Genomic DNA, 25,827 nt, shown 5'->3' on the forward strand with positions numbered 1-25,827 from the left:
ACTCAGCGTGCGAGCACCGCGCTGGTGTAGGTCACATCGGCGAACGCCGCCGCGACGTCGTCGTCCGGGTAGGTGAAACCGTTGGCCGCGTGCAATTCCGCGACCGTGCGGGTGGAGGTCTGCCAGCCGCGCTGATTCAGATGGTCGACGATGTGGCTGCGCGAGCCGTGATAGACGAGATCGTTGAAGTCGATTTCGAACCCCAGTTCACTCATCCGGTCATGGTGCGCGCGCCACCGCTCGTCGGCGAAAATCGCAGTGTCGGGCACGAATTCAAACGCGAGCCGACTGCCCGGGGCACTCAGCGCGGTGACGTTGTCGAACAGCGCATCCTGCGCCGCGTCCGGCAAATAGAGCAGCAATCCTTCGGCGCTCCACGCCGCGGGGGCCTGCGGGTCGAAGCCCGCCTCCTGCAGCGCGGCGGCCCAGTCGTCACGCAGATCGACGGCCACGGTGCGCCGCTCGGCGCTCGGCTCGGCGCCCAGATCGCCGAGCGTCAGGGTCTTGAACTCGATCACCTCGGGCATGTCGACCTCGTAGACCACCGTGCCCGCCGGCCACGGCAGCCGGTAGGCACGCGCGTCGAGACCCGCCGCCAGGATCACCGCCTGACCAACGCCACCCCGTGCAGCGTCGAGAAAGAATTGGTCATAGAACCGAGTGCGGCAAGCCATCCCCCGAGCCATGCGCTGAGGATCGAATTCGGAATCCCCGCCGACCGGAATCTGGCCGTTGACCAATCGGACGTAGACATCGATTCCGACCGCGCGCACCAACGGCGCCGCGTACGGGTCATCGATGTACTTCGCGTCGGAAGACAGCGCCCGCTGCGCGGCGACCATGGTCGCGGTCGCCCCGACACTCGTCGCGAGATCCCAGCGATCACTCTCGGTGCGCGCCATGTGTTCCCTCATCCCGACCGAAAAATATAGACAGTCTAGTTAGTATCACAGAGTGCTTCCCGTGGCCTGAACTGGCGGGGCCTTTCCCGCTACTATCTGCGTATGCATGCAGGTAATGGGGAAGGCCGGTTGCCCGACGACCAGGCCAGCCTGGTGGTCGAGGTCTTCCGGATGCTGGCCGATGCCACCCGCGTGCAGGTGCTCTGGTCGCTGACGCATCGCGAGATGTCGGTCAACGAACTCGCCGAGCATGTGGCCAAGCCCGCGCCATCGGTTTCCCAGCACCTCGCGAAGCTGCGGATGGCACGTCTCGTCCGCACCCGCCGAGACGGCACCACCATCTTCTACAGCCTGGAGAACGACCACGTCCGACAGCTCGTCATCGATGCCGTCTTCAACGCCGAGCACGCCGGTCCTGGGGTCCCCCGTCATCACCGCGGTGACGGCGGACTAAAGGCAGTCGCCGAATCGCCGCTAGGTCAGGAGACCTTGGGGCAGTAGTGCTTTGGGTCGCCGCGCTCATCCAAGGGCGGCAGGTTGCGCGCGGGCGTCTGCACCAATGGCGTGTCGGACGGGATTCTCCCCGCGGCGCGGTCCCAGCCGGCGCGCGCCCGCGGATGCTTTCGGAATCGGCTTGGCACGAAGGCGAATACGAGACGAACGAGGTCGCCGAAGCGACGGTGCAGCCATTCGTTGCGGCGCGACCAGTGATAGCCCATCAGCTCACGCACCGGCGGATCGTAAAGGCCGACGGTGAGCCAGACGAAGAACGGTGCCAGCAATTTGCGTTGCGCGGCCCACAGCCAATCCGGAACCCCTTGGGCGAAAGGCGGTTTGGGCAGCGCGGTCAGATCGAGCACGGCACGTGCTGCCTCGTTGTTCTCCAATACGTTGCGGCACATGTGGTCCCAGTAGTTCTGGAATTCCTCCCAGGACGCCGGCACCGGCCGCATGCTCATGCCGTACATCCGATACCAGTCGACGTGTTCGTCGAACAGCTGGCGCTTTTGCGCCTCGGTCAAGCCGCCGCAAAACCGTTCGGCCACATGAATAGTGCCGACAAAGAAGGTGGCGTGCGCCCAGTAGAAGACATCGGGGTTCAGGGCGTGGTACCGGCGGCCCTGATCATCGACGCCCTTGATGTTGGTGTGGTAATCGCGCACCTCGCCGCCGGTGACCGGGGCGCGTTCCCCGTCGAAAACGACGCCGCCGATCGGGTACAACGACCGCAGCAGCCGGGGCCACCGTTCCCGGAAGAACGTCGAGTGATCGATGACGGCCGCGCCCAGTTGCGGGTGCATGTTTTGCATCGATCCCGCCCACGGCCCCTGCAGCATCCCGCGCCAATCCCCGAAGTACCGCCAGGTCAGAGAATCGGGTCCGAGCGGACGGGGCGGGGCGTCGTAGCCGAGCGGCGAGACCGGACACCCGCCGGCCACCCCAGCCAACTCGCTCGGGGCTGCGGCGCTGGTCAGCGGGCACGCCGCGGACGTATGTTGAGTCACTGTTGGATTCCCTGGTAGCTATCCGAGATTCTGACTACATGCGTTGTCAGTTTGCAGCTTAGGAGCGAGGTGGAGCCCAGTCAACGACGGGGCCGTTGGACCGGCGTCCCCCTGGAGAGTCGCCTGGCCCTGCGCCGAGACAACCTGATCGACGCCGGGGTGCAGTTGCTGGGCGGCGAGCGCGGGCCCGCGCTGACCGTCCGTGCGGTGTGCCGCAAGGCCGCGCTGACCGAACGCTATTTCTACGAAAGCTTTTCCGACCGTGACGAATTCGTGCGTGCGGTCTACGACGACGTGTGCACGCGGGCGATGAGCACCCTCACGTCGGCGAAGACCCCCAGGGAAGCCGTCGAACAATTCGTCGAGCTGATGGTCGACGACCCTGTGCGCGGCCGCGTGCTGCTACTGGCACCGGCCGTTGAGCCGGTACTGACCCGGTCGGGTGCGGAGTGGATGCCCAACTTCATCGAACTGCTGCAACGCAAACTGTCCCGAATCGGCGATCCGGTGTTGCAGAAAATGATTGCGACCAGCCTGGTCGGCGGGCTGTCCAGTCTGTTCACCGCGTACCTGAACGGGCAGCTCGGGGCCACCCGCAAGGAATTCATCGACTACTGCGTCAGCATGTTGTTCAACACGGCGGCCCCCTTTGTCCCCACGCCTGAGCTGGGGAAATCCGAGTAGGGCTTGTCACCGGGCGCGGATCGAACTGTGACCTGACGTGCGGCGAGGGAACTTGATGCTACTGAAGTACACAGATATATTGACTGCTACCAACCGACACAGATAACTGGAGGCAGTATGTCAGCCGAGCTGACCGACCTACAGCTGTTGCAGGAACTTGAACCGGCCGTCGAGAAATACCTGAACCGGCACGAAAGCAAGCACAAGGACTGGAACCCGCACGACTACATCCCGTGGTCGGACGGAAAGAACTTCTACGCACTCGGCGGGCAGGACTGGCACCCCGAGCAGAGCAAGCTCTCCGACGTCGCCCAGGTGGCGATGGTGCAGAACCTGATGACCGAGGACAACCTGCCCTCTTACCACCGCGAGATCGCGATGAACTTCGGCTTGGACGGCGCCTGGGGCCAATGGGTCAACCGCTGGACCGCCGAGGAGAACCGGCACGGGATCGCGCTGCGCGACTACCTCGTGGTGACCCGCGCGGTTGACCCCTTCGAGCTGGAGAAGCTGCGAATGGAAGTGGTGAACCGCGGCTTCAGCCCGGGACAGAACCAACAGGTTCGAGAAGACCTCTTCGCCGAGAGCCTCTTCGATTCCATTACCTACGTCACCTTCCAGGAGCTGGCGACCCGGATTTCGCACCGCAACACCGGTAAGGCCTGCAACGAGACCATCGCCGACCAGCTGCTGGCCAAGATCTCGGCCGACGAGAACCTGCACATGATCTTCTACCGCGACGTCACCGAGGCCGGGTTTGAGATCGCGCCCAATCAGGTGATGAAGTCGCTGCACAAGGTGCTGCGCAACTTCCAGATGCCCGGCTACCAGGTGCCCGAGTTCCGGCGCAAGGCCGTCATGATCGCCGTCGGCGGCGTCTACGACCCGCGCATCCACCTCGACGAGGTCGTCATGCCGGTGCTGAGGAAATGGCGCATCTTCGAGCGCGAGGACTTCACCGGTGAAGCCGCCGCGTTGCGCGACGATCTCGCCCTGCTGATCAAGGAACTCGAGACGACCTGCGACAAGTTCGAGGTGTCCAAGCAGCGCCAGCTCGATCGGGAAGCCCGCACCGGCAAGAAGACGACGGCGTATGAGCTGCACCAGACCGCGGGCACGTTGACCATGAGCCGGCGGTAACCCAGCGGTGCGCATCGGTTCCATCGCGGTCGCCAGCCCCGTAGTGCTGGCGCCGATGGCGGGTGTGACCAACGTCGCATTCCGGACCTTGTGTCGTGAGTTGGAACAGTCGAAAGTCGGCACCGTCAGCGGGCTGTACGTCTGCGAAATGGTGACGGCGCGTGCACTCGTCGAGCGCCACCCCGTCACGATGCACATGACGACGTTCTCTGCGGACGAGTCTCCGCGCTCGCTGCAGCTCTACACCGTCGACCCCGCCACCACCTACGCGGCCGCCAGGATGATCGCCGACGAAGGCTTGGCCGACCACATCGACATGAACTTCGGCTGCCCGGTGCCCAAGGTGACCAAACGGGGCGGCGGAGCGGCCCTGCCGTTCAAGCGACGGCTGTTCGGCCAGATCGTCGCCGCGGCCGTGCGCGCCACCGAGGGCACCGCGATACCGGTGACCGTCAAGTTCCGCATCGGCATCGACGACGACCACCACACCCACTTGGATGCCGGCCGCATCGCCGAAGCCGAGGGCGCGGCGGCGGTCGCGCTGCACGCCCGCACCGCTGCGCAGCGCTACTCCGGCACCGCCGATTGGGAACAGATCGCGCTGCTCAAGCAGGAGGTCAGGACCATCCCCGTGCTCGGCAACGGCGACATCTACGACGCCAGCGACGCGCTGGCCATGATGGCCAGCACCGGATGCGACGGCGTGGTCATCGGCCGCGGATGCCTCGGCCGGCCCTGGCTTTTCGCCGAACTGTCGGCCGCGTTCACCGGCAGCCCCCCGCCCGTCCCGCCCACACTGGGCGAGGTCGCCGACATCGTCCGCCGGCACGGGCAGCTGCTGGCCGCGCACTTCGGCGAAGACAAGGGCATGCGCGACATCCGCAAGCACATCGCCTGGTACCTGCACGGCTTTCCGGCCGGATCGGAACTGCGCCGCGCGTTGGCGATGGTCAGCACGCTGACCGAACTCGACTCCCTGCTGGACCGGTTGGACGGCACCGTTGCTTTCCCGGACGCGGCGACCGGACCCCGGGGCCGGCAGGGTTCGCCCGCCCGAGTGGCCCTGCCCGAGGGGTGGCTGACCGACCCCGACGACTGCACCGTGCCGGCCGGGGCGGATGTCATGCACTCCGGCGGCTGAACCCGCGCGCTCTCTGAAATCGCGTCCCGCGGGATAACTCAGTACGATGTGGGCTTTGTTGCATTGCGCTCCGCGGCGGATCGGGTTACCCGGTTAACGCGCGCACACGGACACCACTGACGTCCGCATCAAGGATTCGGAGGCCGGTAGGACATGGGTGACGGCGAGTACGACGCCACTCCCGGCCGTCGGCGTGCCTCCAGCGCCGGCCCACCACCGACGCTTCGTCCCGCGCCGTGGGAGCGGTTCTCCGAGCCAGAGCTCAATGAAGGCGTCCACCGATGGCAGCCCGAGCCGTCCCTCATGGAGCCCGCGAGGCCCGTTATCGAGCCCCCCGTCGAGCCCGAAGCCAGTGACGACGAGCCCGCCGGCTGCCACACCTCCGGCGGAGTCACCGTTGCCGACCTGATCGCCAAAGTGGGTGGGTCTGCCGTCAGGCGGCCCAGCCACCACCACTTCGCCCCGGATGCCGCCGAGCCGGAAATACCCAACGCGTTGCAGGACACCCAGGTCATCGACACCCCGGCATACTCGCTGGACGTCGTCTCCGAGCTCGCCGACCTCGATGACACCTTCGACCCGCCAGTCGATGAGCCCGGCGACACCGCCGAAGCGCCGCTACGGAAACCCAAATCGCGGCGGCGGCCGCTGCTGCTCGCCGGGCGCTCACTGACGGCCCTGTTCGCCGTGCTTGCGCTAGTTCTGACCGGCGGGGCGTGGCAGTGGAGTACGTCGAAAAACAGCCGCCTCAACACGATCAACGCGCTCGACCCGGACTCGGGCGACATTCGCGACCCCGGTGGACAGTACGGCGACGAAAACTTCTTGATCGTCGGGGTTGACTCGCGCGCCGGGGACAACGCCAACATGGGCGCCGGCGACACCGACGCCGCGGACGGAACACGGTCGGACACGGTGATGCTGGTCAACATCCCGGCGAACCGCAAACGCGTCGTTGCGGTGTCGTTCCCCCGCGACCTCGCGATCACCCCGATGCAATGTGAGGCCTGGAATCCCAACACGGCCAAGTACGGACCCCTCTTCGACGCGAAGACCAAGACGTGGGGTCCCAAGATGATCTACACCGAGACGAAGCTGAACTCGGCGTTCGCCTTCGGCGGTCCCAAGTGTCTGGTGAAGGAAATTCAGAAGCTGTCCGGCTTGAACATCAACCGTTTCATCGCCGTCGACTTTTCCGGTTTCGCGAGGATGGTCGATGCCCTGGGCGGTGTCGAGGTGTGCTCCACCACGCCGTTGCACGACTACGAACTGGGCACGGTCTTGGACCATGCTGGCCGTCAAGTCCTCGACGGCCCAACCGCTTTGAACTATGTGCGTGCCCGCCAGGTCACCACCGAGACCAACGGTGACTACGGCCGGATCAAGCGCCAGCAGTTGTTCTTGTCGTCTCTGCTGCGTGCGTTGATCTCCGAGGACACGTTGCTCGATCTCAACAAGCTCAATAACGTCGTCAACTTGGTGATCGGCGACACCTACGTCGACAACGTCCAGACCAAAGACATGGTCCAGCTCGGTCAGTCGCTGCAGGGCATGGCGGCCGGACACATGACGTTTGTCACCGTTCCGACCGGCGTCACGGACCAGAACGGCGACGAGCCGCCACGCATGGCGGATATGCGGGCGCTTTTCGATGCGATCATCAACGATGATCCGCTGCCGGAGGAAAACGACCAGAACGCAAGGAATTTGGGGACTTCCCAAGCCTCGGGTCCGACCACCGCGCCCACCACCAAGAAGACGACACCTCCGAGCGCCGCTCCGGAAGCGCAACGCCAGCAGGTCACGACGGCCTCCCCGCAAGACGTCACGGTGCGGGTATCCAATGCGACCGCGCGAACCGGTCTCGCCGCGACCGCCACCACCCAGCTCAAGCGGGACGGTTTCAATGTGATGACGCCTGATGACTACCCGAGTTCGGTGAACGCGACGACGGTGTTGTTCTCGCCTGGCAACGAACAGGCCGCGGCCGCGGTGGCGTCGTCGTTCGCCAACGCAAAGGTGCAGCGGGTCTCCGGCTACGGGCAGGTCGTCCAGGTGGTGCTCGGCCTCGACTTCAACTCGGTGAGCACTCCGGCACCGAGCGGTTCGCCGATCAGCATGCAGATAGAGCGTGGTTCCGGAAGCGCACCGACCAAGCTGCCCGACGACCTGAGCGTCACCAACGCCGCCGACACCACCTGCGGTTAACCGTTTCTCGCGTCGGTCGACCGCCTTTTTCGGCCTCGAGAACGTAGTCTTGAGGACATGCGGACCGCCTACCATGAGCAGCTCGCGGAATTGTCCGAGCGGCTCGGCGAGATGTGCGGGCTGGCCGGGATCGCCATGGAGCGGGCCACGCAAGCCCTGCTGCAGGCCGACCTGGTGCTGGCCGAGCAGGTGATCTCCGACCACGAAAAGATCGCCAGGCTGAGCGCACATGCCGAGGAAAGCGCCTTCGTGCTGCTGGCGTTGCAGGCTCCAGTCGCCGGTGACCTGAGATCTATCGTGAGCGCGATTCAGATGGTGGCCGACATCGACCGGATGGGCGCGCTGGCCTTACACGTCGCCAAGATCACCCGTCGGCGTCACCCCCAGCACGCCCTGCCCGAAGAGGTCAATGGCTACTTCGCCGAGATGGGCAGAGTCGCAGTCGAATTGGGCAATAGCGCCCAAGAGGTGGTGTTGTCCCGCGATCCCGAGAAGGCGGCCCGGATCCGCGAAGAAGACGACGCCATGGACGACCTGCACCGCCACCTGTTCTCGGTGCTGATGGACCGGGAATGGAAGTACGGCGTGGCCGCCGCCGTCGACGTGACGTTGCTGGGCCGGTTCTACGAGCGCTTCGCCGACCACGCGGTCGAAGTGGCCAGGCGCGTCATTTTCCAGGCGACCGGCAGATTCCCCGAGGACGATGCGGCGTCCGCCGGGCATCAGCCGAAGCGGCCGGAGATGTAGTCCTCGGTGGCTTTCTGAGTGGGGTTGGAGAAGATCTTCTCGGTGTCGTCGATCTCGATCAGCCGGCCGGGCTTTCCTACGGCTTCCAAGTTGAAAAACGCCGTCTGATCGCTTACCCGGGCGGCCTGCTGCATGTTGTGCGTGACGATGACGATGGTGTAGTCCTGCTTCAACTCACTGATCAGGTCTTCGATGGCCATCGTCGAGATCGGGTCCAGCGAGGAGCACGGCTCATCCATCAGCAACACGTCGGGTTGGACGGCGATGGCGCGCGCGATGCACAAGCGCTGCTGCTGGCCACCAGACAACCCGCCGCCCGGCCTGTCCATCCGGTCCTTGACCTCGTCCCACAGGTTCGCGCCGCGCAGTGAGTACTCGGCGGTCTCGTCGAGCAGCTTGCGATTGCGGACGCCCTGTAGCTTCAGGCCGGCGACCACGTTGTCCCGAATCGACATGGCGGGGAATGGGTTTGGCCGCTGGAACACCATCCCGATCGCGCGGCGAACTCCCACCGGGTCGATATTGGCGGCATAGATGTTTTCGTCGTCGAGCAACACGCTGCCCTCGACCCGGGCGCCGGGGATCACCTCGTGCATCCGGTTGAGCGTGCGCAGCACGGTGGTCTTGCCGCAGCCGGACGGCCCGATGAAGGCGGTGACGCTGCGGGGCAGGATCGACAACGACACGTCCGAGACCGCGTGAAAAATCCCGTAGTAGATGTTGACGTCTTTCAGGTCCAATCGCTTGGCCACTAACTACTCCTGCCCACGGCCCGATATCCGCGATCATCAGAATGAGGGTTAACGCGGCACCCCACAACTGGGCCGACGAGTGACTCCGGAAAGGGCGCGGCGGCAACCACACCCGAACCCGCCGGGTGGGTTTCTGTCACTGTGATCCCGTCACAGTTCGCTCCTTACGCCCATGGGCTACTGCAGTGCGTCGATCGCGGCGACCAATCGCTCCTTGACATTATCGGGCAGCGGAACATAGCCGGCCGCCGAGAGCCCGGCCTGACCGTCCTTGGCGGCCACGGTGAGGAACGACTTGATCGCCCGCGCGGTGTCGGGATCGTAGCCTTTCGAGCACACGATTTCGTAGCTGGCCAGCTCGAGCGGGTAGGCGTGCGGGTCTTTGGCGTCGTACATCGGGTTCAGGTCCAGCACCAGGTCGTTGCCGTCGGTCACGAAGCGGGCCGCGTTGGTCGCGTTGCGTGCCGTGTCGGCGCTCAGCGCAACCACGCCGTTGCCGGTGTCGATCCGGGCGTACGGCAGGTGGGCCTGATCGGCGAACCCCTTCTCGACGTATCCGATGGCGCCCGGCGTGGCCAGGACCGCCTGAGTGACGCCATCCGACTTCGTGGCGCCTCTGCCGACACCGCCCTGGAAGTCGGTGCCGACGCCCCTGGTCCAGCTCTGCGGCGCGGCCGCCGTCAGATACTTCTGCACGTTGTCGGTGGTTCCCGACGAATCCGACCGATAGATCGGCGTGATCTTGGTGTCCGGCAGGGCCACGCCCGGATTGAGCGCAGCGAGTATCGGGTCGTTCCACGCCGAAATCCTGCCGCTGAAGATTCTCGCCAGCGCGTCGCTACTGAGGACCAGCCCGCCGACTCCCGGCAGGTTGTAGACCAGCGCAACAGGCCCGAAAACCAACGGCAGATCCCACGCCGGGTTTCCGGCGCAGCGTTTGGCCGCCGGACCGATTTGATCGGCTACCAACGGGGAATCGGCTCCGGCGAAGTCGACATGTCCGGCGATGAACTGATCCCGGCCCGCGCCCGAGCCGCTCGGGTTGTAGGCCACCCGCTTGCCGGGGCAGGACCGGCCCCACACCTGGCTGAACAACTCCATCGCGTGCTGCTGAGCGGTCGAGCCTTCCGCGGTCAGCCCGTCCTTGCCGGCACACCCCGCCGCGCCGGCCGATCCCGGGGTGGCCGCCGAGGCGCCCCGATTGCCGTCGCCGCCACACCCCGCCAGGGCCCCGCCACCGACCAGCACCGCCAACATCGCGGCCGCCAGCGCCCTCCCCACCCTGTCGAGCCTCACGGATCTCGCTTCCTCGCGCATCGCGGATGCTTGTGGCGCCGGCGGCCACTCCCCCAAAGGAAGTTTGCCAAGTCACCGCGAAAGTATGCGCCGCGGGCACCCATACGAGTGGCGAGCATGTGAACGTGCAGTGAATAGTCCGCGGCCCGCGCGGCGTGTACCTGCGCCTCCGGTCAGCCGGCGCGCGACGCGTAGGCAGTGTCGACACTGTAGGTGGTGAAACCCGAGCGCTCGTAGGTCCGCACGGCCGCGACGTTGTCGGACTCCACGTACAGCATCACCGTCGGTTCGGCCGAGTCGGCGAGCCGCCGCGCCAGCGATTCGATGCCGATGGCCGTCAACAGCTGCCCCAGGCCGCGGCCCTGCGCGGATGGGTCGACACCCAGGACGTACACCTCGCCCAGGCCCGGCTGATCGAGGTGCACTTTTGTCCAGTGGAAGCCCAGCAGCCTGCCCGCCTGCTCACTCGCGGCGTCGGCGAACGCCAGGAACAGCCCCGACGGGTCGAACCATGGTTCGCTGCGCCGCTCCGCCAACTCGACTTCGGTCCAGCCACCTTGCTCGGGATGTTCGATGAACGCCGCGTTGTTGACCCGCAGCAACTCGGCGTCGTCGCCGGCGCCCGCGTACGTGCGCACCTTGACCCCCGGCACGGGGGCCACGGTGTCGGGGACATCGCGCAGCGAGCGCCGCATCTGAACGAGTTCGCGGACGGGGATCAAACCCAACGCCGACGCCGCTGCCTGCGCGGGCTCGAGGGTGCCGTGCGCCCAAAACTGGTTGCGCCCTGCGGTTTTGGCGAGGGCCGCGCGTGCCAGCGCCGCGCCAATTCCGCGCCGGCGGGCCTGCGGATGCACCACCAGCTCGGCCATCCCCGCGCCGCCATCGCGTGGCGGGCTGAGGTTGAGGTAGCCGAGGAGCGCGGTGTCCGAACCGACGACCAGCAGGTGGTCGGTGCGGTCGTGGCCGAGTTCTCGCAGCACCTGTTCGCCGACGGGTGCGACACCGTCGAATTCGGTTGCCGCCGAGACGAGTTCGCGCACGCCGTGCTGCTCTTCGGGGGTGAGCGCCGAGCGCCATTCGGGCTCGCGGTCCGACGACGTCACTGAGTGTGTAGCCGGTCGCCCAGCGGGTTCCCCAGGCCGTCTGTGTCGGGCTGGCCCTCTTCGGTCTCCTCGGATTCGGCAACGGGCGCCCGCCCGCGCGCCGGCCGGACGGCCTTGTAGCCCACGTTGCGTACCGTGCCGATCAACGCCTCATACTCGGGGCCGAGTTTGGCCCGCAGTCGCCGCACGTGCACATCGACGGTCCGGGTGCCGCCGAAGAAGTCATAGCCCCACACCTCGTGCAGCAGTTGCGCACGGGTGAACACCCGGCCGGCATGCTGGGCCAGGTACTTCAACAGCTCGAATTCCTTGTAGGTGAGATCAAGCGGACGCCCGCGCAATCGCGCGGTGTAGGTGCCCTCGTCGATCACCAGCTCGCCCAGGCTGACCTTGCCCGCGCTTTCCTGGTCGGCCAGCCCGCCGCGGCGGCCGATGACCAGCCGCAGCCTGGCGTCGATCTCGGCCGGCCCGGTGCTGGGCAGCAGGATTTCGTCCAAACCCCAGTCGGCGCTGACCGCCACCAGGCCGCCCTCGCTGACGACCGCCAGGACCGGGACCGACCGGCCGGCCGTGCTCAGCAAACGGCACAGGCCGCGCGCCGACGACAGGTCCGTGCGCGCGTCGACGAGCACGGCGTCCGCGGTTCCGGCCTCCAACAACGAGGACGGTTCTGGCGGCGCCGTCCGGACGGTATGCGGCAGCAGCGACAACGACGGCAGGACCGGGTCGGGATGCAGCTCCGAGGTCAGCAGTAAAAGCTCCAACAAGCCCCTCCAGCTCGTGGGAAAGGCATCTCCCAAATAGGTAACGCAACGCAGCGTTAGTGGCCAGGTCATCTAACGATAACGTGCCACCAGGCAGTTGGCCCGGCGACGAAGCCCTTCGGAGCGGAGTGTGACGAAGCGCTCTGGCCGCAGCGGGAGCGGTCGGCGCCCGGCGGCTGCAGCGGCCCGCCGATGGACAGGCCACAATATGCGGATGCGCAGGGTGCTGATCTGGATGATCGCGGCCGCCGCGGTAGCCGTGATCGCCATCGGGGCCGTCGGCGTCGACTACGGGGCCAGCATCTACGCCGAATACCGGCTGTCGTGCAACGTGCGCAAAGCGGCAAATCTGGGGTCAGACCCGTTCGTCGCGATCCTGGCTTTTCCCTTTCTTCCGCAGGCGATGCGCGACCACTACGACCAGGTCGAGATCAAGGCCAACGCCGTCGATCACGCGAAGGTCGGCAAGGCCACCCTCGAAGCCACGATGTATTCGGTCGACCTGACCCATGCGTCGTGGCTGATCAGGCCCGATGCGAAGCTCCCGGTGGGCCGGCTGGAGAGCCGCATCATCGTCGACTCGACGCACCTGGGCCGGTATATGGGCATCAGCGACCTGATGGTCGAGGCGCCACCGAAGGAAACCAACACCGCCACCGGCGGCGTCACCGCCTCGGGCATCTCCGACAACCACGGCCTGGTGTTCAGCGGCACGCCGCATTCGGCCGGCTTCGAGCACCGGGTCAGCGTTTCGGTGGACCTTTCCATCGCCCCCGACGACCAGGCGACGCTGCTGATCACGCCGACTGGCGTCCTGACCGGCCCGGACACCGCCGACCAGGCCGTGCCCGACGACAAGCGGGATGCGGTGTTGCGCGCATTCAACACCAGGCTGCCCAACCAGCGGCTTCCGTTCGGCGTCGCACCCACCAGCGAAGGCGCACGTGGCTCCGACGTCATCATCGAGGGCGTCACCCGGGGAGTAACGGTCAGCCTCGACGGGTTCAAACAGTCATGAATTGCGCCGACGACGATGCAGAGCGCAGCGATGAGGTGGGGGCACCTCCCGCTTGCGGGGGAGAGTGGCGCACATGAACACCGTCATCGTCGCGATCGTGGCGGCGGTCGTGGTGGCAACCCTCGCGGGATGGTTGCTCACCCGGCGCTCCGGAAATATCCGCGAAGTTCAGTCGGAGTCGGTCGCCGGCGTGGACGCCGCTGACCTAGGCCTTTCTCGCAGCGGACCGACCGTCGTGCACTTCAGCGCGCCGTGGTGCGGGCCCTGTGATCGCGTCCGCCGGGTGGTCGACCAGGTCTGCGACGACCTCGGCGACGTGGCCCACGTTGAGGTTGATTTGGACGCCAATCCGCAGGCAGCAAGCCGATTTTCGGTTCTGTCGCTGCCCACCACGTTGATCTTCGATATCGACGGGCGACAGCGGTACCGGGCCTCGGGAGTGCCGAAGGCCGCCGAGCTGCGGTCGGCACTCGAACCGCTGTTGGCTTGATCACCATGTCATTGGGTAAGCTTGCCGACGTGTCAGCCCGCCTCGAGCCCATGCTCACCAAGCGTCGCGCAGTCGATCTGTGCCGCATCGCGGGTTGTTGTTGTTGCTGTAGCTGCTGAGTAGCCGCGCCCTTCCGCGTAGCTCTCGGAGCAGCCCGGAGCCCCACCGTGGCATGCCTCCACCGTTTCCGTGCAATAGGCGTACCTAGGAGTCGTTCGTGTCAAGCAGCAACACCAGCACCCAACCGGACCGCGTCGACGTCCGCGGGCCCAGGTTCACCGCCTGGGTCACGACCGCGGTCCTAGTCGTCACGCTGATCGTCTCGGCGGTCAGCGCGCCGGCCGCCGCGCTCATCCTGGCTCTGCAGGCCGTGGTTTTTGCCATCGGTGCCGCGGGCGGGCCGCGCCGTCATCCCTATGGGCGGATGTTCGCCGCCGTCGTGCCGCCCAGGCTGGGCCCGGTCTCCGAGCGCGAACCGGTGCCGCCGCTGAAGTTCGCCCAACTCGTCGGACTGATCTTCGCGGTCGTCGGCGTCGCCGGATTCGCGGGCGGCGCGCCGCTGCTGGGCGTCATCGCCACCGCGGCGGCTCTGGTTGCCGCCTTCCTGAACGCGGCCTTCGGCATCTGCCTTGGCTGCCAGCTCTACCCCCTCGTCGCGCGTTTCCGGCCGACCACCCGTTCCGCGCAACCCGGCTGACCACCTCGTTAGAAGAAACCGAAAGGAACCCCACCATGGCACGCTCCGACGTCCTGGTCTCCGCTGACTGGGCCGAGAGCAATCTCGACGCCGCGAACGTCGTCTTCGTCGAAGTCGACGAAGACACCAGCGCCTACGACGGCGGGCACATCCCGGGCGCGATCAAGCTGGATTGGCGCACCGACTTGCAGGACCCGGTCAAGCGTGACTTCGTCGACGCCCAGCAGTTCTCCAAACTGCTCTCCGACCGCGGCATCTCCAACGACGACACCGTGATCCTCTACGGCGGCAACAACAATTGGTTCGCCGCCTACGCGTACTGGTACTTCAAGCTCTACGGCCACGACAAGGTCAAGCTGCTCGACGGCGGTCGCAAGAAGTGGGAGCTCGATCGGCGCCCGCTGTCCAGCGACACCGTCAGCAGACCCACGACCTCCTACACGGCGGCCGCGCCGGACAACAGCATCAGAGCATTCCGCGACGAGGTCATCGCCGCCATCAACACCAAGAACCTCGTCGACGTGCGTTCGCCCGACGAGTTCTCCGGCAAGATCCTCGCGCCGGCGCACCTGCCGCAAGAGCAGAGCCAGCGGCCGGGCCACATCCCCGGCGCGATCAACGTCCCGTGGAGCAAGGCCGCCAACGAGGACGGCACCTTCAAGTCCGACGACGAGCTGGCCAAGCTCTACGCCGACGCGGGGCTGGACGGCACGAAAGAAACGATCGCGTACTGCCGAATCGGGGAGCGTTCGTCGCACACCTGGTTCGTGCTGCAGGAATTGCTGGGACACAAGAACGTTAAGAACTACGACGGCAGTTGGACGGAATACGGCTCCCTGGTGGGTGCCCCGATCGAGTTGGGAAGTTGATATGTGCTCTGGACCGAAGCAAGGGCTGACATTGCCCGCGAGCGTCGACCTGGAGAAGGAAACGGTGATCACCGGCCGCGTCGTTGACCGCGACGGCCAGGCCGTCGGTGGTGCGTTCGTCCGCTTGCTGGACTCTTCGGACGAGTTCACGGCCGAGGTCGTCGCATCCGCCACGGGCGACTTCCGGTTCTTCGCCGCTCCGGGCTCCTGGACGGTGCGCGCGCTGTCGGCGGTCGGCAATGGCGACGCCGTGGTGACGCCGTCCGGCGCGGGCATCCACGAGGTGGACGTCAAGGTCGCCTGACGGCGGCCCCGACCGGAAGGCCCCGCACGCCGGGGGACGAATAGACTTGCCCCCGTGGTGCTCTTCTTCGAGATCATCCTGGTCGGGATGACGGTGTTCATCTCATGGTTCGCGCTGTACACGCTCTACCGGCTCATCACTGACGAGTCGTGACGTCCGAGGCCCCTGACGGACCGGCCGGTTCCGCGGGTTCCGGCGATCGCGCCGTGGCCGCCGCTGCCGAACGCGCCAAGGTCACCGCATCCCGCAACATCCCCGCCTTCGACGACTTGCCCGTCCCCGCCGATACCGCCAACCTGCGTGAGGGTGCCAACCTCAATGACACGCTGCTGGCACTGCTGCCGCTGGTCGGCGTGTGGCGTGGCGAAGGTGAGGGCCGCGCGGCCGACGGCGACTACCGATTCGGTCAGCAGATCGTGGTATCGCACGACGGCGGCGACTACCTGAATTGGGAAGCCCGCTCCTGGCGGCTCGACGACGCCGGCGAGTACCAGGAACCCGGCCTGCGCGAGACGGGATTCTGGCGTTTCGTCAACGATCCCGACGATCCGAGCGAGTCCCAGGCCATCGAGTTGCTGCTGGCCCATTCGGCCGGCTACGTCGAACTGTTCTACGGGCGCCCCCGCACCCAGTCGTCGTGGGAACTGGTGACCGACGCCTTGGCCCGGAGCCGATCCGGAGTCCTTGTCGGCGGGGCCAAGCGCCTCTACGGCATCGTCGAGGGCGGCGATCTGGCCTACGTCGAGGAACGCGTGGACGCCGATGGCGGTCTGGTGCCACACCTTTCGGCGCGGCTGTCGCGGTTCGCCGGGTAATTGCGGTTGGCGGCAGTGGATTCCGTAGCCGGCTAAGCCGACCGAGGCCTGACATGGAGCGGCCCCCGAGCGATGCTCCTGGTTGGACAGACCGGAAGCTCGGGGGCCGGGTGGCTACGGGGAATTCGCCAGCGCGCGTTGATCGCTAGCTCTTCCGAGCCAATGCAGCTAGCGCGTAGCCACCTCACATGTCCATGAAGCTATCAATTTCGCGGACCACCTCCTTCCTTGTGTACGGCCGACCGTACCCGCCATTGCGCGAGGCGACAACAGAATTCAGCGCTCAGCGATCGCTGACGATCGCTGCGTCCACCAGTTCGGCGAATTCGGCGGCCAGCGGGGACCGGGGCAGTGCCCGGCCGTCAAGCGTGTGCACCCGGGCCGCCAGCGTCATGCTCGACACCAGCCAAATCCCTTGGGCGGCATGCAAATCCGCGACACGCAGCGCCCGATAGTCGCAGTCGTAGCCCTTGGCCCGGGCGACCTCGAACAGGGCCTGTTGCGTCGTACCCCGCAGGATCGGGTACCACGGCGGCGGCGTCAGCAGGCACGGATCACCCGCCCCGGACTGGGTGGCGATGACCACCGTCGAGCGGGGGCCCTCCAGGATGAAGCCGTCCGAGCTGACGAAGATCACGTCGCCGGCACCCTGCCGGGCGGCATGGCGCAGGGCGGCCATGTTGACCGCGTACGACAGTGTTTTGGCGCCGGCCAGTAGCCACGGCATCGCGTCGGCGCCGGTGGCCGGCAATCCGCGGTCCAGCGTGAGCGCCGACAATCCGTCATGCCGGACCGCGGCGACTCGTTCCGGGACGGGAGTGACCATCACGTACGCCGTGGGAGCTGATCCGCTCTCGCGGCCCCGGCTGCAGATCAACCGCATCGCGCCCTCGTCGGCGGTGTTCGCGACCCACTGCCGCGTCGCCACCTCGATCGCGTGCCGCCAGCCCGTGAGATCGGGCGCGGGCAGATCCATGAATTTCGCCGACTGCGTCAGCCGCTGCAAATGGGATTCGACCAGACACGCGGTGCCGTCGCGGACCAATAGCGTCTCGAAGATGCCGTCGCCGCGAACGGCGGCGAGGTCGTCGGCGTGCAGCAGCGGGGCCTCTGGCGGATGTATCTCACCGTCCAGCGTGACGATCACACCCATGGTGGTGAAGCTTAGCCGCACACTCGGCTCCGTAGAGTTGAGTCATGAACGCAGTCCCTGCGCCCGACCCCGGCCCCGACGCGGGTGCGATCTGGCATTACGGCGATCCGCTGGGCGAGCAGCGGGCGGCCGAAACCGATGCGGCGGTCGTGGACCGCTCGCATCGCGCGGTGCTCACCCTGACCGGAAGCGACCGGCAGACCTGGCTGCACAACATTTCGACCCAACACGTCAGCGACCTCGCCGAGGGCGCCAGCACCGAAAACCTCAGCCTCGACGGCCAGGGCCGGGTCGAGGACCACTGGATCCAGAGCGAGCTGGGCGGCACCACCTACCTCGATACCGAACCGTGGCGGGGCGAGCCGCTGCTGAGCTACCTGCGCAAGATGGTGTTCTGGTCGGACGTAACGGCGGCCGCCGCGGACATGGCGGTGCTGTCGCTGCTGGGGCCGCGGCTGGCTGACCAGGCGGTGCTGAACGTGCTGGGGCTGGATAGCATGCCCGCCGAGCTGACTGCGGTCCCGCTCGCCGGTGCCGGCTTTGCGCGGCGGATGCCCGCCGCCATTGCCGGCCACATCGAGCTGGACCTACTCGTACCGCGTGGCGAGGCGGACGATTGGAAGGCCCGCCTGCAGCAGGCGGGTCTGCGCCCCGCCGGAGTGTGGGCCTACGAGGCCCACCGAGTCGCGGCCCGTCGTCCCCGGCTCGGTGTCGACACCGACGAGCGCACCATCCCGCACGAGGTGGGCTGGATCGGCGGTCCGGGTGAAGGAGCGGTCCATCTGGACAAGGGCTGCTATCGCGGGCAGGAGACCGTCGCGCGGGTCCATAACCTCGGGAAACCGCCGCGGATGCTGGTGTTGTTGCACCTCGACGGTTCGGTGGAGCGACCCTCGACGGGCGACGCGGTGCTGGCCGGCGGTCGCACCGTCGGACGCCTCGGAACGGTCGTCGACCACGTGGACCTGGGGCCGGTGGCGCTAGCGCTGCTCAAGCGCGGGCTGCCCGCCGACACCGAGCTCGCGATAGGCGACCAAGCCGCGGTCATCGACCCCGACTCGCTGCCGGCCGTCGAACAGATCGGCGCGGGCAGGCTGGCCGTTGAACGGTTGCGGGGAGGTACGCGATGATTGGCGATATGGTCCGCCACGGCGGGCAGGGGGCACCGGCGCCCAACCGTGCGGCACGGTAAACTGTCGGCAGGACAATAACGACACCAAGAGATCGGAGCCGCCTACTCGTTAGGCCGCTCCGTTATTGCGCGAGGGGGTTCCCCCATGGGCCGCGGCCGGGCTAAGGCAAAGCAGACCAAGGTTGCTCGAGAACTTAAGTACAGCTCCCCGCAGACCGACTTCCAGCGGCTCCAGCGCGAGCTGTCAGGGACGAGCGCAGACGATTCCGACGAGCCGAACGGCGAGGCCGCTGACGACTCGTGGGATCACGAGGACGACTGGCGCCGCTAGACCACTCTTGTATGCCGATGCGTTTCGCGTCGGCATCGTGCTTGTCGCAGCCCCTTAGAAGCGCGGATGTTGTCCGACCAGCCGGGCCCGCGGGCCCGCTTTGCCACCCTTGCAAACGGTTCCCAACACCCAGCTGTCCAAGTGCCGTGCGGTCAGGATCGCCAGGGCGCGGTCGGTGTCTTCCGGGGCCACGACGGCGATCATGCCGACGCCCATGTTGAACGTCTTTTCCATCTCCTCGCGCGTAACCCGGCCCCGCTGGGCGATCATCGCGAACACCGGCGCGGGCGTCCACGTGCCGCGGTCGACCTCGGCGGTCAGGCCATGCGGGATGACACGTTGCAGGTTTCCGGCCAGCCCGCCGCCGGTGACGTGGCAGAACGTACGGACGTGGGTTTCGGCGGCCAGCGCCAGGCAGTCTTTGGCGTAGATCCGGGTGGGCTCCAGCAGTTCCTCGCCCAGGGTGCGGCCGAACTCCTCGACATAGCCGGCGAGGTTCATCCGGTCGATTTCGAGCAGGACGGTGCGCGCCAGCGAGTACCCGTTGGAGTGCAGGCCCGATGAGCCCAGCGCGATGATGGCGTCGCCGGGCTTGACGCGGTCAGGCCCCAGCACGTCGTCGGCCTCGACGATGCCCACACCGGTGGCCGAGATGTCGTAGTGATCGGGTTCCATCAGACCGGGGTGTTCGGCGGTCTCACCGCCGAGCAGCGCGCATCCCGCCCGCACACATCCCTCGGCGATGCCGCTGACAATCGCGCTCAGCCGTTCCGGCACGGTCCGGCCGACGGCGATGTAGTCCTGCAGAAAGAGCGGTTCGGCGCCGCAGACCACGAGGTCGTCGACGACCATCGCCACCAGGTCGAGCCCAACGGTGTCGTGTTTGTCCATCGCCTGAGCGACCGCGAGCTTGGTGCCGACGCCGTCAGTGGAGGCCGCCAGCACCGGTTCGCGGTAGCCGCCGCGCAACGCGAACAGTCCGGCGAATCCGCCCAGCCCGCCGCGAACCTCGGGCCTGGTGGCCTTGGTGGCCAGCGGCTTGAACAATTCGACAGCGCGGTCGCCGGCCTCAATGTCCACCCCGGCCGTCGCGTAGGTGATGCCCTGGCCGCCCGGGCTGCGTCCGGGGCTCTTTCCGGGATCCGTCATCGCGATAAAGGCTACCGGGCGGCGCTCGCCGCCGGTATCAAACGTCGTCAGTGCGCGACCGGTAGTTCGGGTACGTCGCCGGGCGCCAGATCGTCGAGCCCGGACCCCCGCGCCGCGTTGGCGAGCATGTGCTCGATGACGTTCTTGCCGAGCGCGGTTTCGCTGGGCAGTTCGATCGGATACTTGCCGTCGAAGCAAGCGGTACACAGCCGCGAGGCCGGCTGCTCGGAAGCCGCGACCATGCCCCGCAGCGAGACGTAGCCGAGGGTGTCCGCCCCGATCGCGTGCCGCACCGCTTCGAGCATTTCCGCCTCGTCCTCGACGGCGTTGGCGATCAGCTCCGCCGGTGACGGGAAGTCGATGCCGTAGAAGCACGGCCACTTCACCGGCGGCGAGGCGATGCGCACGTGGACCTCGACGGCACCGGCCTCGCGCAGCATTCGCAACAAGGCGCGCTGCGTGTTACCCCGAACGATCGAGTCGTCGACGACGATGAGCCGCTTGCCGCGGATCACCTCCCGGAGCGGGTTGAGCTTCAGCCGGATGCCGAGCTGACGGATGGTCTGCGACGGCTGGATGAAGGTGCGCCCGACATAGGCGTTCTTCATCAGGCCCTGGCCATACGGGATGCCGGACTCCTGCGCGTATCCCACCGCGGCGGGCGTGCCGGATTCCGGCACACCGATCACCAGGTCGGCCTCGACCGGGCATTCGCGGGCCAGCCGGCGCCCGATCTCGACGCGGGTGGCGTGCACGGACCGGCCGGCGATCGTGCTGTCCGGACGCGCCAGGTAGACGTACTCGAACACGCAGCCCTTGGGCGTGGGGTTGGCGAAACGCGTGGAGCGCACCCCGTCGGCGTCGATGGCCAGCAGTTCACCCGGTTCGATGTCGCGCACGAACGAGGCACCGACGATGTCGAGCGCGGCGGTTTCGGAGGCCACCACCCAGCCGCGATCCAGCCGTCCGAGCGACAGCGGGCGCACCCCGTAGGGGTCGCGGCACGCGTACAGCGTGTTCTCGTCCATGAACGTCAGACAGAAAGCGCCGCGCACGGTCGGCAGCAGTTCCAGCGCCGCCTGTTCCAGCGTGGAATCGGCCGCACCGTGGGCCAGCAGCGCGCCCAGGATGTCCGAGTCGGTGGTCGCCGGCGCGGGGCAGCGCTTCGCGATCAGCCCGGCATCGCGGGCGCGGGCCGCAAGCTCAGCGGTGTTCACCAGATTTCCGTTGTGCCCCAACGCAACTCCGGTGCCCGCCGCGGTGTTGCGGAACACGGGCTGAGCGTTTTCCCACGTGGTGTCGCCCGTGGTGGAGTAGCGGCAGTGCCCGATGGCGACGTGGCCTTGCATGGCGCCCAGCGTCTGCTCGTCGAACACCTGACTGACCAGGCCGAGGTCTTTGAACACCAGCACCTGCGAACCGTCGGCGACTGCGATGCCCGCGGCCTCCTGGCCGCGATGTTGCAGCGCGTACAAGCCGTAGTACGTGAGCTTGGCGACTTCTTCACCGGGGGCCCAGACCCCGAATACGCCGCACTCTTCACGGGGCGAGTTCAGGTCCTGCTGGGGTTCCTGGACGGTCACGGGTTGGCGGCTCCCTGGGGAACGGTTGGTGACGTAACGGAGTCTACGGGCACGGTGGCCTCAGCGACGAATTCAGCACGCGTGTTGGGCACCGAAATATGCATGTCTTAAGTCTAAACCTGCAGTTCAGGGTGATGTTCAGCCGACAGCTATCAGGGGCAGCCAGTGGTCGATTTCACCCGCCCGGGAGCCCGATAACGTCAGCGTGCCGGCGCTCTTCGCCTGCGCCAGCGACACCATCCCGGTGGCAAGCAGCAGCCATGTCCGTGGGTCGGCCTCCACCACATTGGGTGGCGTGCCGCGGGTGTGCCTGGGCCCGGCGACGCACTGCACCGCGACGAACGGCGGGATCCGGACCTCGACGCTGGCGCCGGGCGCCACAGCGGCCAGGGTGCGTGCGGTGAGGCGCACCGCGGTCGCCAGGGCATCGCGGTCGGGCGCCGGACGGGTCTCGTCGCGCAGCCAGTCGACGACGGCTAGGACGGCCTGCCGGGTCTTGGCCGGATCGACTTTCTGACGGACGGCCATACCTCAGGGTGCCATCACGCCCCCAGATCCTTCCCGCCGAGCGTGGGTTTGACGCGCTATCCGAAGAATCGCGGCAACACCGACTCGGAGGTCTCGCGCAGTTCCGCCAGCGAGACCGTGAACAGCCCCTGCACCTCCACGGAATCCGAGCCCTGATCGACGACGCCGATGCGGACGGCGGGTAGTCCCCGCACCTCACACATGGACCGGAATCGGCTCTCCTCGGTTCGCGGCACGGCCACCAGCGCCCGGCCGGCCGATTCGGAAAACAACGCGACGAACGGATCGGCGCCCTCGGGAAGTACTATGCGGCAACCGGTTTCACCGGCCAGGGCCGATTCGACGATGGCCTGCGCCAGGCCGCCCTCGGACAGGTCGTGCGCGGCGGACACCAGCCCGTCCCGCGACGCCGAGCTCAGCACCTCGGCCAGTAGCTTCTCGCGCGCCAGGTCAACCGCCGGCGGCCGCCCGCCGAGATGGTTGGCCGTCACCTGCGCCCAGATCGAACCGTCGAATTCGTCGCGCGTGTCACCCAGCAGCAGCAGGGTCTCCCCCGGTTCGCTGCCGAAAGACGTGTGGAGACGTCGGCTCACGTCATCTAAGACACCCAGCACCCCGACGACCGGCGTGGGCAGGATCGCCGCCGTCCCGGTCTGGTTGTAGAAGCTCACGTTGCCGCCGGTGACCGGAATCCCCAGGGCCGCACAGCCATCCGCCAGACCCCGCACCGCCTGGGCGAATTGCCACATCACGCCGGGATCCTCGGGTGAGCCGAAGTTGAGGCAGTTGGTCACCGCGACCGGCGTCGCACCGGTGACCGCGACGTTGCGGTACGCCTCGGCCAGCGCCAGCTGGGCGCCGACATAAGGATCCAGCAGCGTGTAGCGCCCCGACGCGTCGGTCGACACCGCGATGCCGCGGCCGGTCGTCTCGTCGATGCGCAGCACTCCGCCGTCGGCGTGCTCGGCCAGCACGGTGTTGCCCCGCACATAGCGGTCGTACTGCTCGGTGATGAACGCCCGGCTGCACAGGTGCGGACTGCCCAGCAGCGCAAGCAAAGTCGCGCGCAGCTCGTCCCCGGTGGCCGGCCGCGGCAGCCCGCTCGAGGTGTCGGCATTCAAGGCGTCCTGCGATTCGGGGCGGGCGACCGGGCGCTGATACACCGGACCTTCGTGGGCGACGGTGCGCGGTGGCACGTCGACGACCGTCTCGCCGCGCCAGGTGATCTGCAGCCGGTCGCCGTCGGTGACCTCGCCGATGACGGTGGCCAGCACCTCCCACTTGCGGCAGACCGCGAGGAAGGCGTCGACATTCTCGGGCGCGACCACCGCGCACATCCGCTCCTGCGATTCGCTGGACAGGATCTCCGCTGGCGTCATGTTGGCGGCGCGCAGCGGCACGTTGTCCAGCTCGACCCGCATGCCGCCGTCGCCTGCCGACGCGAGTTCCGATGTGGCGCAGGACAATCCGGCCCCGCCGAGGTCTTGGATGCCGATCACCAACCCGCCCGCGTACAGCTCGAGGCAGCATTCGATGAGCACCTTCTCGGTGAACGGGTCGCCCACCTGCACCGAGGGCAGCTTCTTGCGGCCGGGGCCTCCGCCCTCGTCGCCGCCGAAGGTTTCCGAAGCCAACACCGACACGCCGCCGATGCCGTCGAGGCCGGTGCGCGCGCCGAACAGGATGATCTTGTTTCCGGTTCCGGACGCGAAGGCCAGGTGGAGATCCTCCTTGCGCAGCGCGCCGACACACAGCGCGTTGACCAGCGGGTTGCCCGCATACGAGGCGTCGAACACCGTCTCGCCGCCGATGTTGGGCAGTCCCAACGAGTTTCCGTAACCGCCGATGCCGCGAACCACGCCGTCGAGCACGCGGCGGGTGTCGGGCGCGTCGGCCGCACCGAAGCGAAGCTGATCCATCACCGCAACGGGCCGCGCGCCCATGGCCATGATGTCGCGGACGATGCCTCCGACGCCGGTGGCGGCGCCCTGGTAGGGCTCCACGTACGACGGGTGGTTGTGCGACTCCACCTTGAAGGTCACCGCCCAGCCGTCGCCGATATCGACGACCCCGGCGTTCTCGCCGATCCCGGCCAGCATGCCGGCGCGCATCTCGTCGGTCGTGGTCTCACCGAAGTAGCGCAGGTGAACTTTGGAGGACTTATACGAGCAGTGCTCGCTCCACATCACCGAGTACATCGCCAGCTCGGTGTCGGTGGGCCGGCGGCCCAGGATCTCGCGTATCCGCTGGTACTCGTCGTCTTTGAGGCCGAGCTCGCGAAAGGGTTGCGGCTGGTCGGGAGTGGTCGCGGCGTGCTCGACGGTATCGATCACCTGGACGCGCGCGCCCGTTCCGGAGACGGTCACGCAGACAGTCTAGGGTGGCCCCGCCTCCGACGCCGCGACGTGCGTTTGTGCCCCGGATCGGCGGGTAGCCGACTGTCGTCCGGCAAGTGACGACAGGGAGGAACGAGATGACCGCCGAAACGGGAAACGTCACCGGCACCAAAGACAAGAACTACAACCTCATTTGGTACACCGAGAAGTGCCTCGACAACGCACTGCGGCTGGAAACCTACATTCAGGATGCGGAACGCGACGGCGACGACGAAGTCGCCGACCTTTTCCGCAAGGCGCAATCGGATAGCCGCAAGGGCGCCGAGATGGCCGAGCACCTGCTCGCCAAGCGTTTGTAGGCCAGCGAGCCGCGTGCGTGCTACCCGCGGAGCATGCGCGCGCTTTCCGTGTCCGCCGGGTAGAACAGTTCGACGGCGAGCTCGGCGAGGGTGACGTCGAGCGGGGTTCCGAACGTCGTGAGCGTCGTGAACATTGAGAGCCGCTTCCCGCCGCCGGCGTCGAGCACCAAAGGAATCAGCAGCGAGGCGTTGTCGGCCGGCATGCCCCGCGCGGCCGCGGCGGCCGCGACTCCCGGGTAGCCGCGCACCTCCTCGTCGATCGCCAGCAACACCGGGTCGCCGGTGAGCGCGATCGTGCGCCGGAGCTGACTCAGCAGATAGCCCGCCCATTCGTCGAAATTCAGGGTCCGCGGGGCGAGGCCGTCGGGATGCAGGCACAGCCGGTACACGTTGGCCGGCGGGCCGAGCAGATGCTCGGGCAGACCGGCGGTCAGCGCGGACGCCGCCGCATTGGTCCCGACGATGTTCCAGCACCGGTCGATGACGATGCCCGGGTAGGGGTCGTGCGCGTCGAGCAGGCGCTGGATGGCATCGCGGGCCGGGGACAGCGCGGCATCCTCGAGCGGGCGCGACTGGTAGCGCGGCGCAAACCCGGCTGCGAGCAGCAGCGAGTTGCGCTCCCGCAACGGAACGTCGAGGCCCTCGGCGAGCGCGAGCACCATCTCGGGACTGGGCCGCGAACGCCCGGTCTCGATGAAGCTCAGATGCCGCGCCGACACACCCACGCTCAGCGACAGGTCGAGCTGACTCACCCGGCGGCGAGCCCGCCATTCGCGCAACAGGACACCCACCGCGGCATCGCTCACGAAGCAACGGTA

Annotated in this window: 28 protein-coding genes; 16 read left to right on the forward strand and 12 right to left on the reverse strand. The window is 67.3% G+C overall.

Annotation, left to right across the window (positions count from 1 at the left end; translation table 11 throughout):
- Positions 1–2: 2 nt before the first annotated feature.
- Entirely contained in the window at positions 3–902 is a 900-nt protein-coding gene (locus tag A5745_RS11510) for an SAM-dependent methyltransferase (RefSeq protein WP_076058889.1), read from the reverse strand.
- A gap of 102 nt (positions 903–1,004) precedes the next feature.
- Here A5745_RS11510 and A5745_RS11515 point away from each other — a divergent pair, with 102 nt between their 5' ends.
- Positions 1,005–1,403: a metalloregulator ArsR/SmtB family transcription factor gene (locus A5745_RS11515; RefSeq protein WP_076058887.1), complete on the forward strand. Its 399-nt coding sequence runs from the start codon at positions 1,005–1,007 to the stop codon at positions 1,401–1,403.
- Here A5745_RS11515 and A5745_RS11520 read toward each other — a convergent pair.
- On the reverse strand, positions 1,382–2,407 hold the full coding sequence (locus A5745_RS11520; protein WP_076116108.1) for an oxygenase MpaB family protein: 1,026 nt from the start codon (positions 2,405–2,407) through the stop codon (positions 1,382–1,384). The genes A5745_RS11515 and A5745_RS11520 overlap by 22 nt on opposite strands.
- Positions 2,408–2,476: 69 nt before the next feature.
- On the opposite strand from A5745_RS11520, the gene A5745_RS11525 reads away from it, so the two are divergent.
- From A5745_RS11525 to phoU, 5 genes are all read left to right on the forward strand, one after another.
- Positions 2,477–3,091 carry a TetR/AcrR family transcriptional regulator gene (locus A5745_RS11525; protein ID WP_139329554.1) on the forward strand — a complete coding sequence of 205 codons (615 nt, stop codon included), beginning with the start codon at positions 2,477–2,479 and terminating at the stop codon, positions 3,089–3,091.
- Between the two features lie 117 nt (positions 3,092–3,208).
- Positions 3,209–4,231 (forward strand): acyl-ACP desaturase, encoded by a 1,023-nt coding sequence (locus A5745_RS11530; protein ID WP_076059570.1) that lies wholly within the window; start codon positions 3,209–3,211, stop codon positions 4,229–4,231.
- Between the two features lie 7 nt (positions 4,232–4,238).
- Entirely contained in the window at positions 4,239–5,372 is a 1,134-nt protein-coding gene (dusB, locus tag A5745_RS11535) for a tRNA dihydrouridine synthase DusB (RefSeq protein ID WP_076116109.1), read from the forward strand.
- A gap of 153 nt (positions 5,373–5,525) precedes the next feature.
- Positions 5,526–7,580: an LCP family protein gene (locus A5745_RS11540; protein ID WP_076116110.1), complete on the forward strand. Its 2,055-nt coding sequence runs from the start codon at positions 5,526–5,528 to the stop codon at positions 7,578–7,580.
- A gap of 57 nt (positions 7,581–7,637) precedes the next feature.
- Complete coding sequence (gene phoU, locus A5745_RS11545; RefSeq protein WP_076064338.1) at positions 7,638–8,327, forward strand: phosphate signaling complex protein PhoU; 690 nt, start codon at positions 7,638–7,640, stop codon at positions 8,325–8,327.
- Here the strand turns inward: phoU and pstB are convergent.
- The 4 genes from pstB to A5745_RS11565 form a co-directional block, all read right to left on the reverse strand.
- Positions 8,303–9,079 (reverse strand): phosphate ABC transporter ATP-binding protein PstB, encoded by a 777-nt coding sequence (pstB, locus tag A5745_RS11550; RefSeq protein ID WP_076064337.1) that lies wholly within the window; start codon positions 9,077–9,079, stop codon positions 8,303–8,305. The two genes, phoU and pstB, sit on opposite strands and share 25 nt — an antisense overlap.
- 177 nt (positions 9,080–9,256) lie before the next feature.
- Positions 9,257–10,375, reverse strand: a complete 1,119-nt coding sequence (pstS, locus tag A5745_RS11555; protein ID WP_076116250.1) for a phosphate ABC transporter substrate-binding protein PstS — start codon at positions 10,373–10,375, stop codon at positions 9,257–9,259.
- Between the two features lie 173 nt (positions 10,376–10,548).
- Positions 10,549–11,481 carry a mycothiol synthase gene (gene mshD / locus A5745_RS11560; RefSeq protein ID WP_076116111.1) on the reverse strand — a complete coding sequence of 311 codons (933 nt, stop codon included), beginning with the start codon at positions 11,479–11,481 and terminating at the stop codon, positions 10,549–10,551.
- Positions 11,478–12,248, reverse strand: coding sequence for a response regulator transcription factor (locus A5745_RS11565; RefSeq protein ID WP_139329555.1), 771 nt, complete (start codon positions 12,246–12,248; stop codon positions 11,478–11,480). Before A5745_RS11565 ends, mshD begins: the two co-directional genes overlap by 4 nt.
- Before the next feature lie 205 nt (positions 12,249–12,453).
- Between A5745_RS11565 and lmeA the strand changes: the two genes are divergently transcribed.
- The 7 genes from lmeA (at position 12,454) to A5745_RS11595 (ending at position 16,438) form a co-directional block, all read left to right on the forward strand.
- On the forward strand, positions 12,454–13,263 hold the full coding sequence (gene lmeA, locus A5745_RS11570) for a mannan chain length control protein LmeA (RefSeq protein WP_076064335.1): 810 nt from the start codon (positions 12,454–12,456) through the stop codon (positions 13,261–13,263).
- 73 nt (positions 13,264–13,336) lie between these two features.
- Entirely contained in the window at positions 13,337–13,753 is a 417-nt protein-coding gene (locus A5745_RS11575) for a thioredoxin family protein (RefSeq protein ID WP_076116252.1), read from the forward strand.
- Positions 13,754–13,758: 5 nt separating this feature from the next.
- Positions 13,759–13,872: an Ms5788A family Cys-rich leader peptide gene (locus A5745_RS25355; protein WP_369805001.1), complete on the forward strand. Its 114-nt coding sequence runs from the start codon at positions 13,759–13,761 to the stop codon at positions 13,870–13,872.
- 98 nt (positions 13,873–13,970) lie between these two features.
- Positions 13,971–14,450 (forward strand): DUF4395 domain-containing protein, encoded by a 480-nt coding sequence (locus tag A5745_RS11580; protein WP_076116112.1) that lies wholly within the window; start codon positions 13,971–13,973, stop codon positions 14,448–14,450.
- 35 nt (positions 14,451–14,485) lie between these two features.
- Complete coding sequence (locus tag A5745_RS11585; RefSeq protein ID WP_076116113.1) at positions 14,486–15,319, forward strand: sulfurtransferase; 834 nt, start codon at positions 14,486–14,488, stop codon at positions 15,317–15,319.
- A 1-nt stretch (position 15,320) separates the two neighbouring features.
- Positions 15,321–15,623: a DUF1416 domain-containing protein gene (locus A5745_RS11590; RefSeq protein ID WP_076064332.1), complete on the forward strand. Its 303-nt coding sequence runs from the start codon at positions 15,321–15,323 to the stop codon at positions 15,621–15,623.
- 149 nt (positions 15,624–15,772) lie between these two features.
- A complete protein-coding gene (locus A5745_RS11595; protein ID WP_076064331.1) occupies positions 15,773–16,438 on the forward strand; it encodes an FABP family protein in 666 nt (221 codons plus the stop codon).
- 283 nt (positions 16,439–16,721) lie between these two features.
- On the opposite strand, the gene A5745_RS11600 is transcribed toward A5745_RS11595, so the two are convergent.
- Positions 16,722–17,585, reverse strand: coding sequence for an aminodeoxychorismate lyase (locus A5745_RS11600; protein WP_139329573.1), 864 nt, complete (start codon positions 17,583–17,585; stop codon positions 16,722–16,724).
- 50 nt (positions 17,586–17,635) lie between these two features.
- Between A5745_RS11600 and A5745_RS11605 the strand changes: the two genes are divergently transcribed.
- Together A5745_RS11605 and A5745_RS11610 are read left to right on the forward strand one after the other, a co-directional pair.
- Positions 17,636–18,721 carry a folate-binding protein YgfZ gene (locus tag A5745_RS11605; RefSeq protein WP_076116115.1) on the forward strand — a complete coding sequence of 362 codons (1,086 nt, stop codon included), beginning with the start codon at positions 17,636–17,638 and terminating at the stop codon, positions 18,719–18,721.
- Positions 18,722–18,868: 147 nt separating this feature from the next.
- Positions 18,869–19,054 (forward strand): DUF3073 domain-containing protein, encoded by a 186-nt coding sequence (locus tag A5745_RS11610; protein ID WP_076064328.1) that lies wholly within the window; start codon positions 18,869–18,871, stop codon positions 19,052–19,054.
- A gap of 54 nt (positions 19,055–19,108) precedes the next feature.
- On the opposite strand, the gene purM is transcribed toward A5745_RS11610, so the two are convergent.
- The 4 genes from purM to purL form a co-directional block, all read right to left on the reverse strand.
- Complete coding sequence (gene purM, locus A5745_RS11615) at positions 19,109–20,203, reverse strand: phosphoribosylformylglycinamidine cyclo-ligase (protein WP_076064327.1); 1,095 nt, start codon at positions 20,201–20,203, stop codon at positions 19,109–19,111.
- Positions 20,204–20,250: 47 nt separating this feature from the next.
- A complete protein-coding gene (purF, locus tag A5745_RS11620) occupies positions 20,251–21,786 on the reverse strand; it encodes an amidophosphoribosyltransferase (protein WP_076064326.1) in 1,536 nt (511 codons plus the stop codon).
- Positions 21,787–21,924: 138 nt separating this feature from the next.
- On the reverse strand, positions 21,925–22,314 hold the full coding sequence (locus tag A5745_RS11625) for a sterol carrier family protein (protein WP_076116116.1): 390 nt from the start codon (positions 22,312–22,314) through the stop codon (positions 21,925–21,927).
- Positions 22,315–22,370: 56 nt separating this feature from the next.
- On the reverse strand, positions 22,371–24,647 hold the full coding sequence (gene purL, locus A5745_RS11630) for a phosphoribosylformylglycinamidine synthase subunit PurL (RefSeq protein WP_139329575.1): 2,277 nt from the start codon (positions 24,645–24,647) through the stop codon (positions 22,371–22,373).
- A 140-nt stretch (positions 24,648–24,787) separates the two neighbouring features.
- Here purL and A5745_RS11635 point away from each other — a divergent pair, with 140 nt between their 5' ends.
- On the forward strand, positions 24,788–25,009 hold the full coding sequence (locus A5745_RS11635; protein ID WP_076064323.1) for a hypothetical protein: 222 nt from the start codon (positions 24,788–24,790) through the stop codon (positions 25,007–25,009).
- A 20-nt stretch (positions 25,010–25,029) separates the two neighbouring features.
- On the opposite strand, the gene A5745_RS11640 is transcribed toward A5745_RS11635, so the two are convergent.
- On the reverse strand, positions 25,030–25,815 hold the full coding sequence (locus A5745_RS11640; protein ID WP_076116118.1) for a helix-turn-helix domain-containing protein: 786 nt from the start codon (positions 25,813–25,815) through the stop codon (positions 25,030–25,032).
- Positions 25,816–25,827: the final 12 nt, after the last annotated feature.

This window comes from Mycobacterium sp. IS-2888 (genome assembly GCF_001954215.1).
Taxonomy (GTDB): domain Bacteria; phylum Actinomycetota; class Actinomycetes; order Mycobacteriales; family Mycobacteriaceae; genus Mycobacterium.

What these genes read in the sequence shown, in the direction of transcription:
- A5745_RS11510 (WP_076058889.1), bottom strand. Translation starts at nt 902, where the DNA reads ATGGCGCGCACCGAGAGTGATCGCTGGGATCTCGCGACGAGTGTCGGG.
- A5745_RS11515 (WP_076058887.1), top strand. Translation starts at nt 1,005, where the DNA reads ATGCATGCAGGTAATGGGGAAGGCCGGTTGCCCGACGACCAGGCCAGC.
- A5745_RS11530 (WP_076059570.1), top strand. Translation starts at nt 3,209, where the DNA reads ATGTCAGCCGAGCTGACCGACCTACAGCTGTTGCAGGAACTTGAACCG.
- A5745_RS11540 (WP_076116110.1), top strand. Translation starts at nt 5,526, where the DNA reads ATGGGTGACGGCGAGTACGACGCCACTCCCGGCCGTCGGCGTGCCTCC.
- phoU (WP_076064338.1), top strand. Translation starts at nt 7,638, where the DNA reads ATGCGGACCGCCTACCATGAGCAGCTCGCGGAATTGTCCGAGCGGCTC.
- lmeA (WP_076064335.1), top strand. Translation starts at nt 12,454, where the DNA reads ATGCGGATGCGCAGGGTGCTGATCTGGATGATCGCGGCCGCCGCGGTA.
- A5745_RS11575 (WP_076116252.1), top strand. Translation starts at nt 13,337, where the DNA reads ATGAACACCGTCATCGTCGCGATCGTGGCGGCGGTCGTGGTGGCAACC.
- A5745_RS25355 (WP_369805001.1), top strand. Translation starts at nt 13,759, where the DNA reads ATGTCATTGGGTAAGCTTGCCGACGTGTCAGCCCGCCTCGAGCCCATG.
- A5745_RS11585 (WP_076116113.1), top strand. Translation starts at nt 14,486, where the DNA reads ATGGCACGCTCCGACGTCCTGGTCTCCGCTGACTGGGCCGAGAGCAAT.
- A5745_RS11590 (WP_076064332.1), top strand. Translation starts at nt 15,321, where the DNA reads ATGTGCTCTGGACCGAAGCAAGGGCTGACATTGCCCGCGAGCGTCGAC.
- A5745_RS11605 (WP_076116115.1), top strand. Translation starts at nt 17,636, where the DNA reads ATGAACGCAGTCCCTGCGCCCGACCCCGGCCCCGACGCGGGTGCGATC.
- A5745_RS11610 (WP_076064328.1), top strand. Translation starts at nt 18,869, where the DNA reads ATGGGCCGCGGCCGGGCTAAGGCAAAGCAGACCAAGGTTGCTCGAGAA.
- purM (WP_076064327.1), bottom strand. Translation starts at nt 20,203, where the DNA reads ATGACGGATCCCGGAAAGAGCCCCGGACGCAGCCCGGGCGGCCAGGGC.
- A5745_RS11625 (WP_076116116.1), bottom strand. Translation starts at nt 22,314, where the DNA reads ATGGCCGTCCGTCAGAAAGTCGATCCGGCCAAGACCCGGCAGGCCGTC.
- A5745_RS11635 (WP_076064323.1), top strand. Translation starts at nt 24,788, where the DNA reads ATGACCGCCGAAACGGGAAACGTCACCGGCACCAAAGACAAGAACTAC.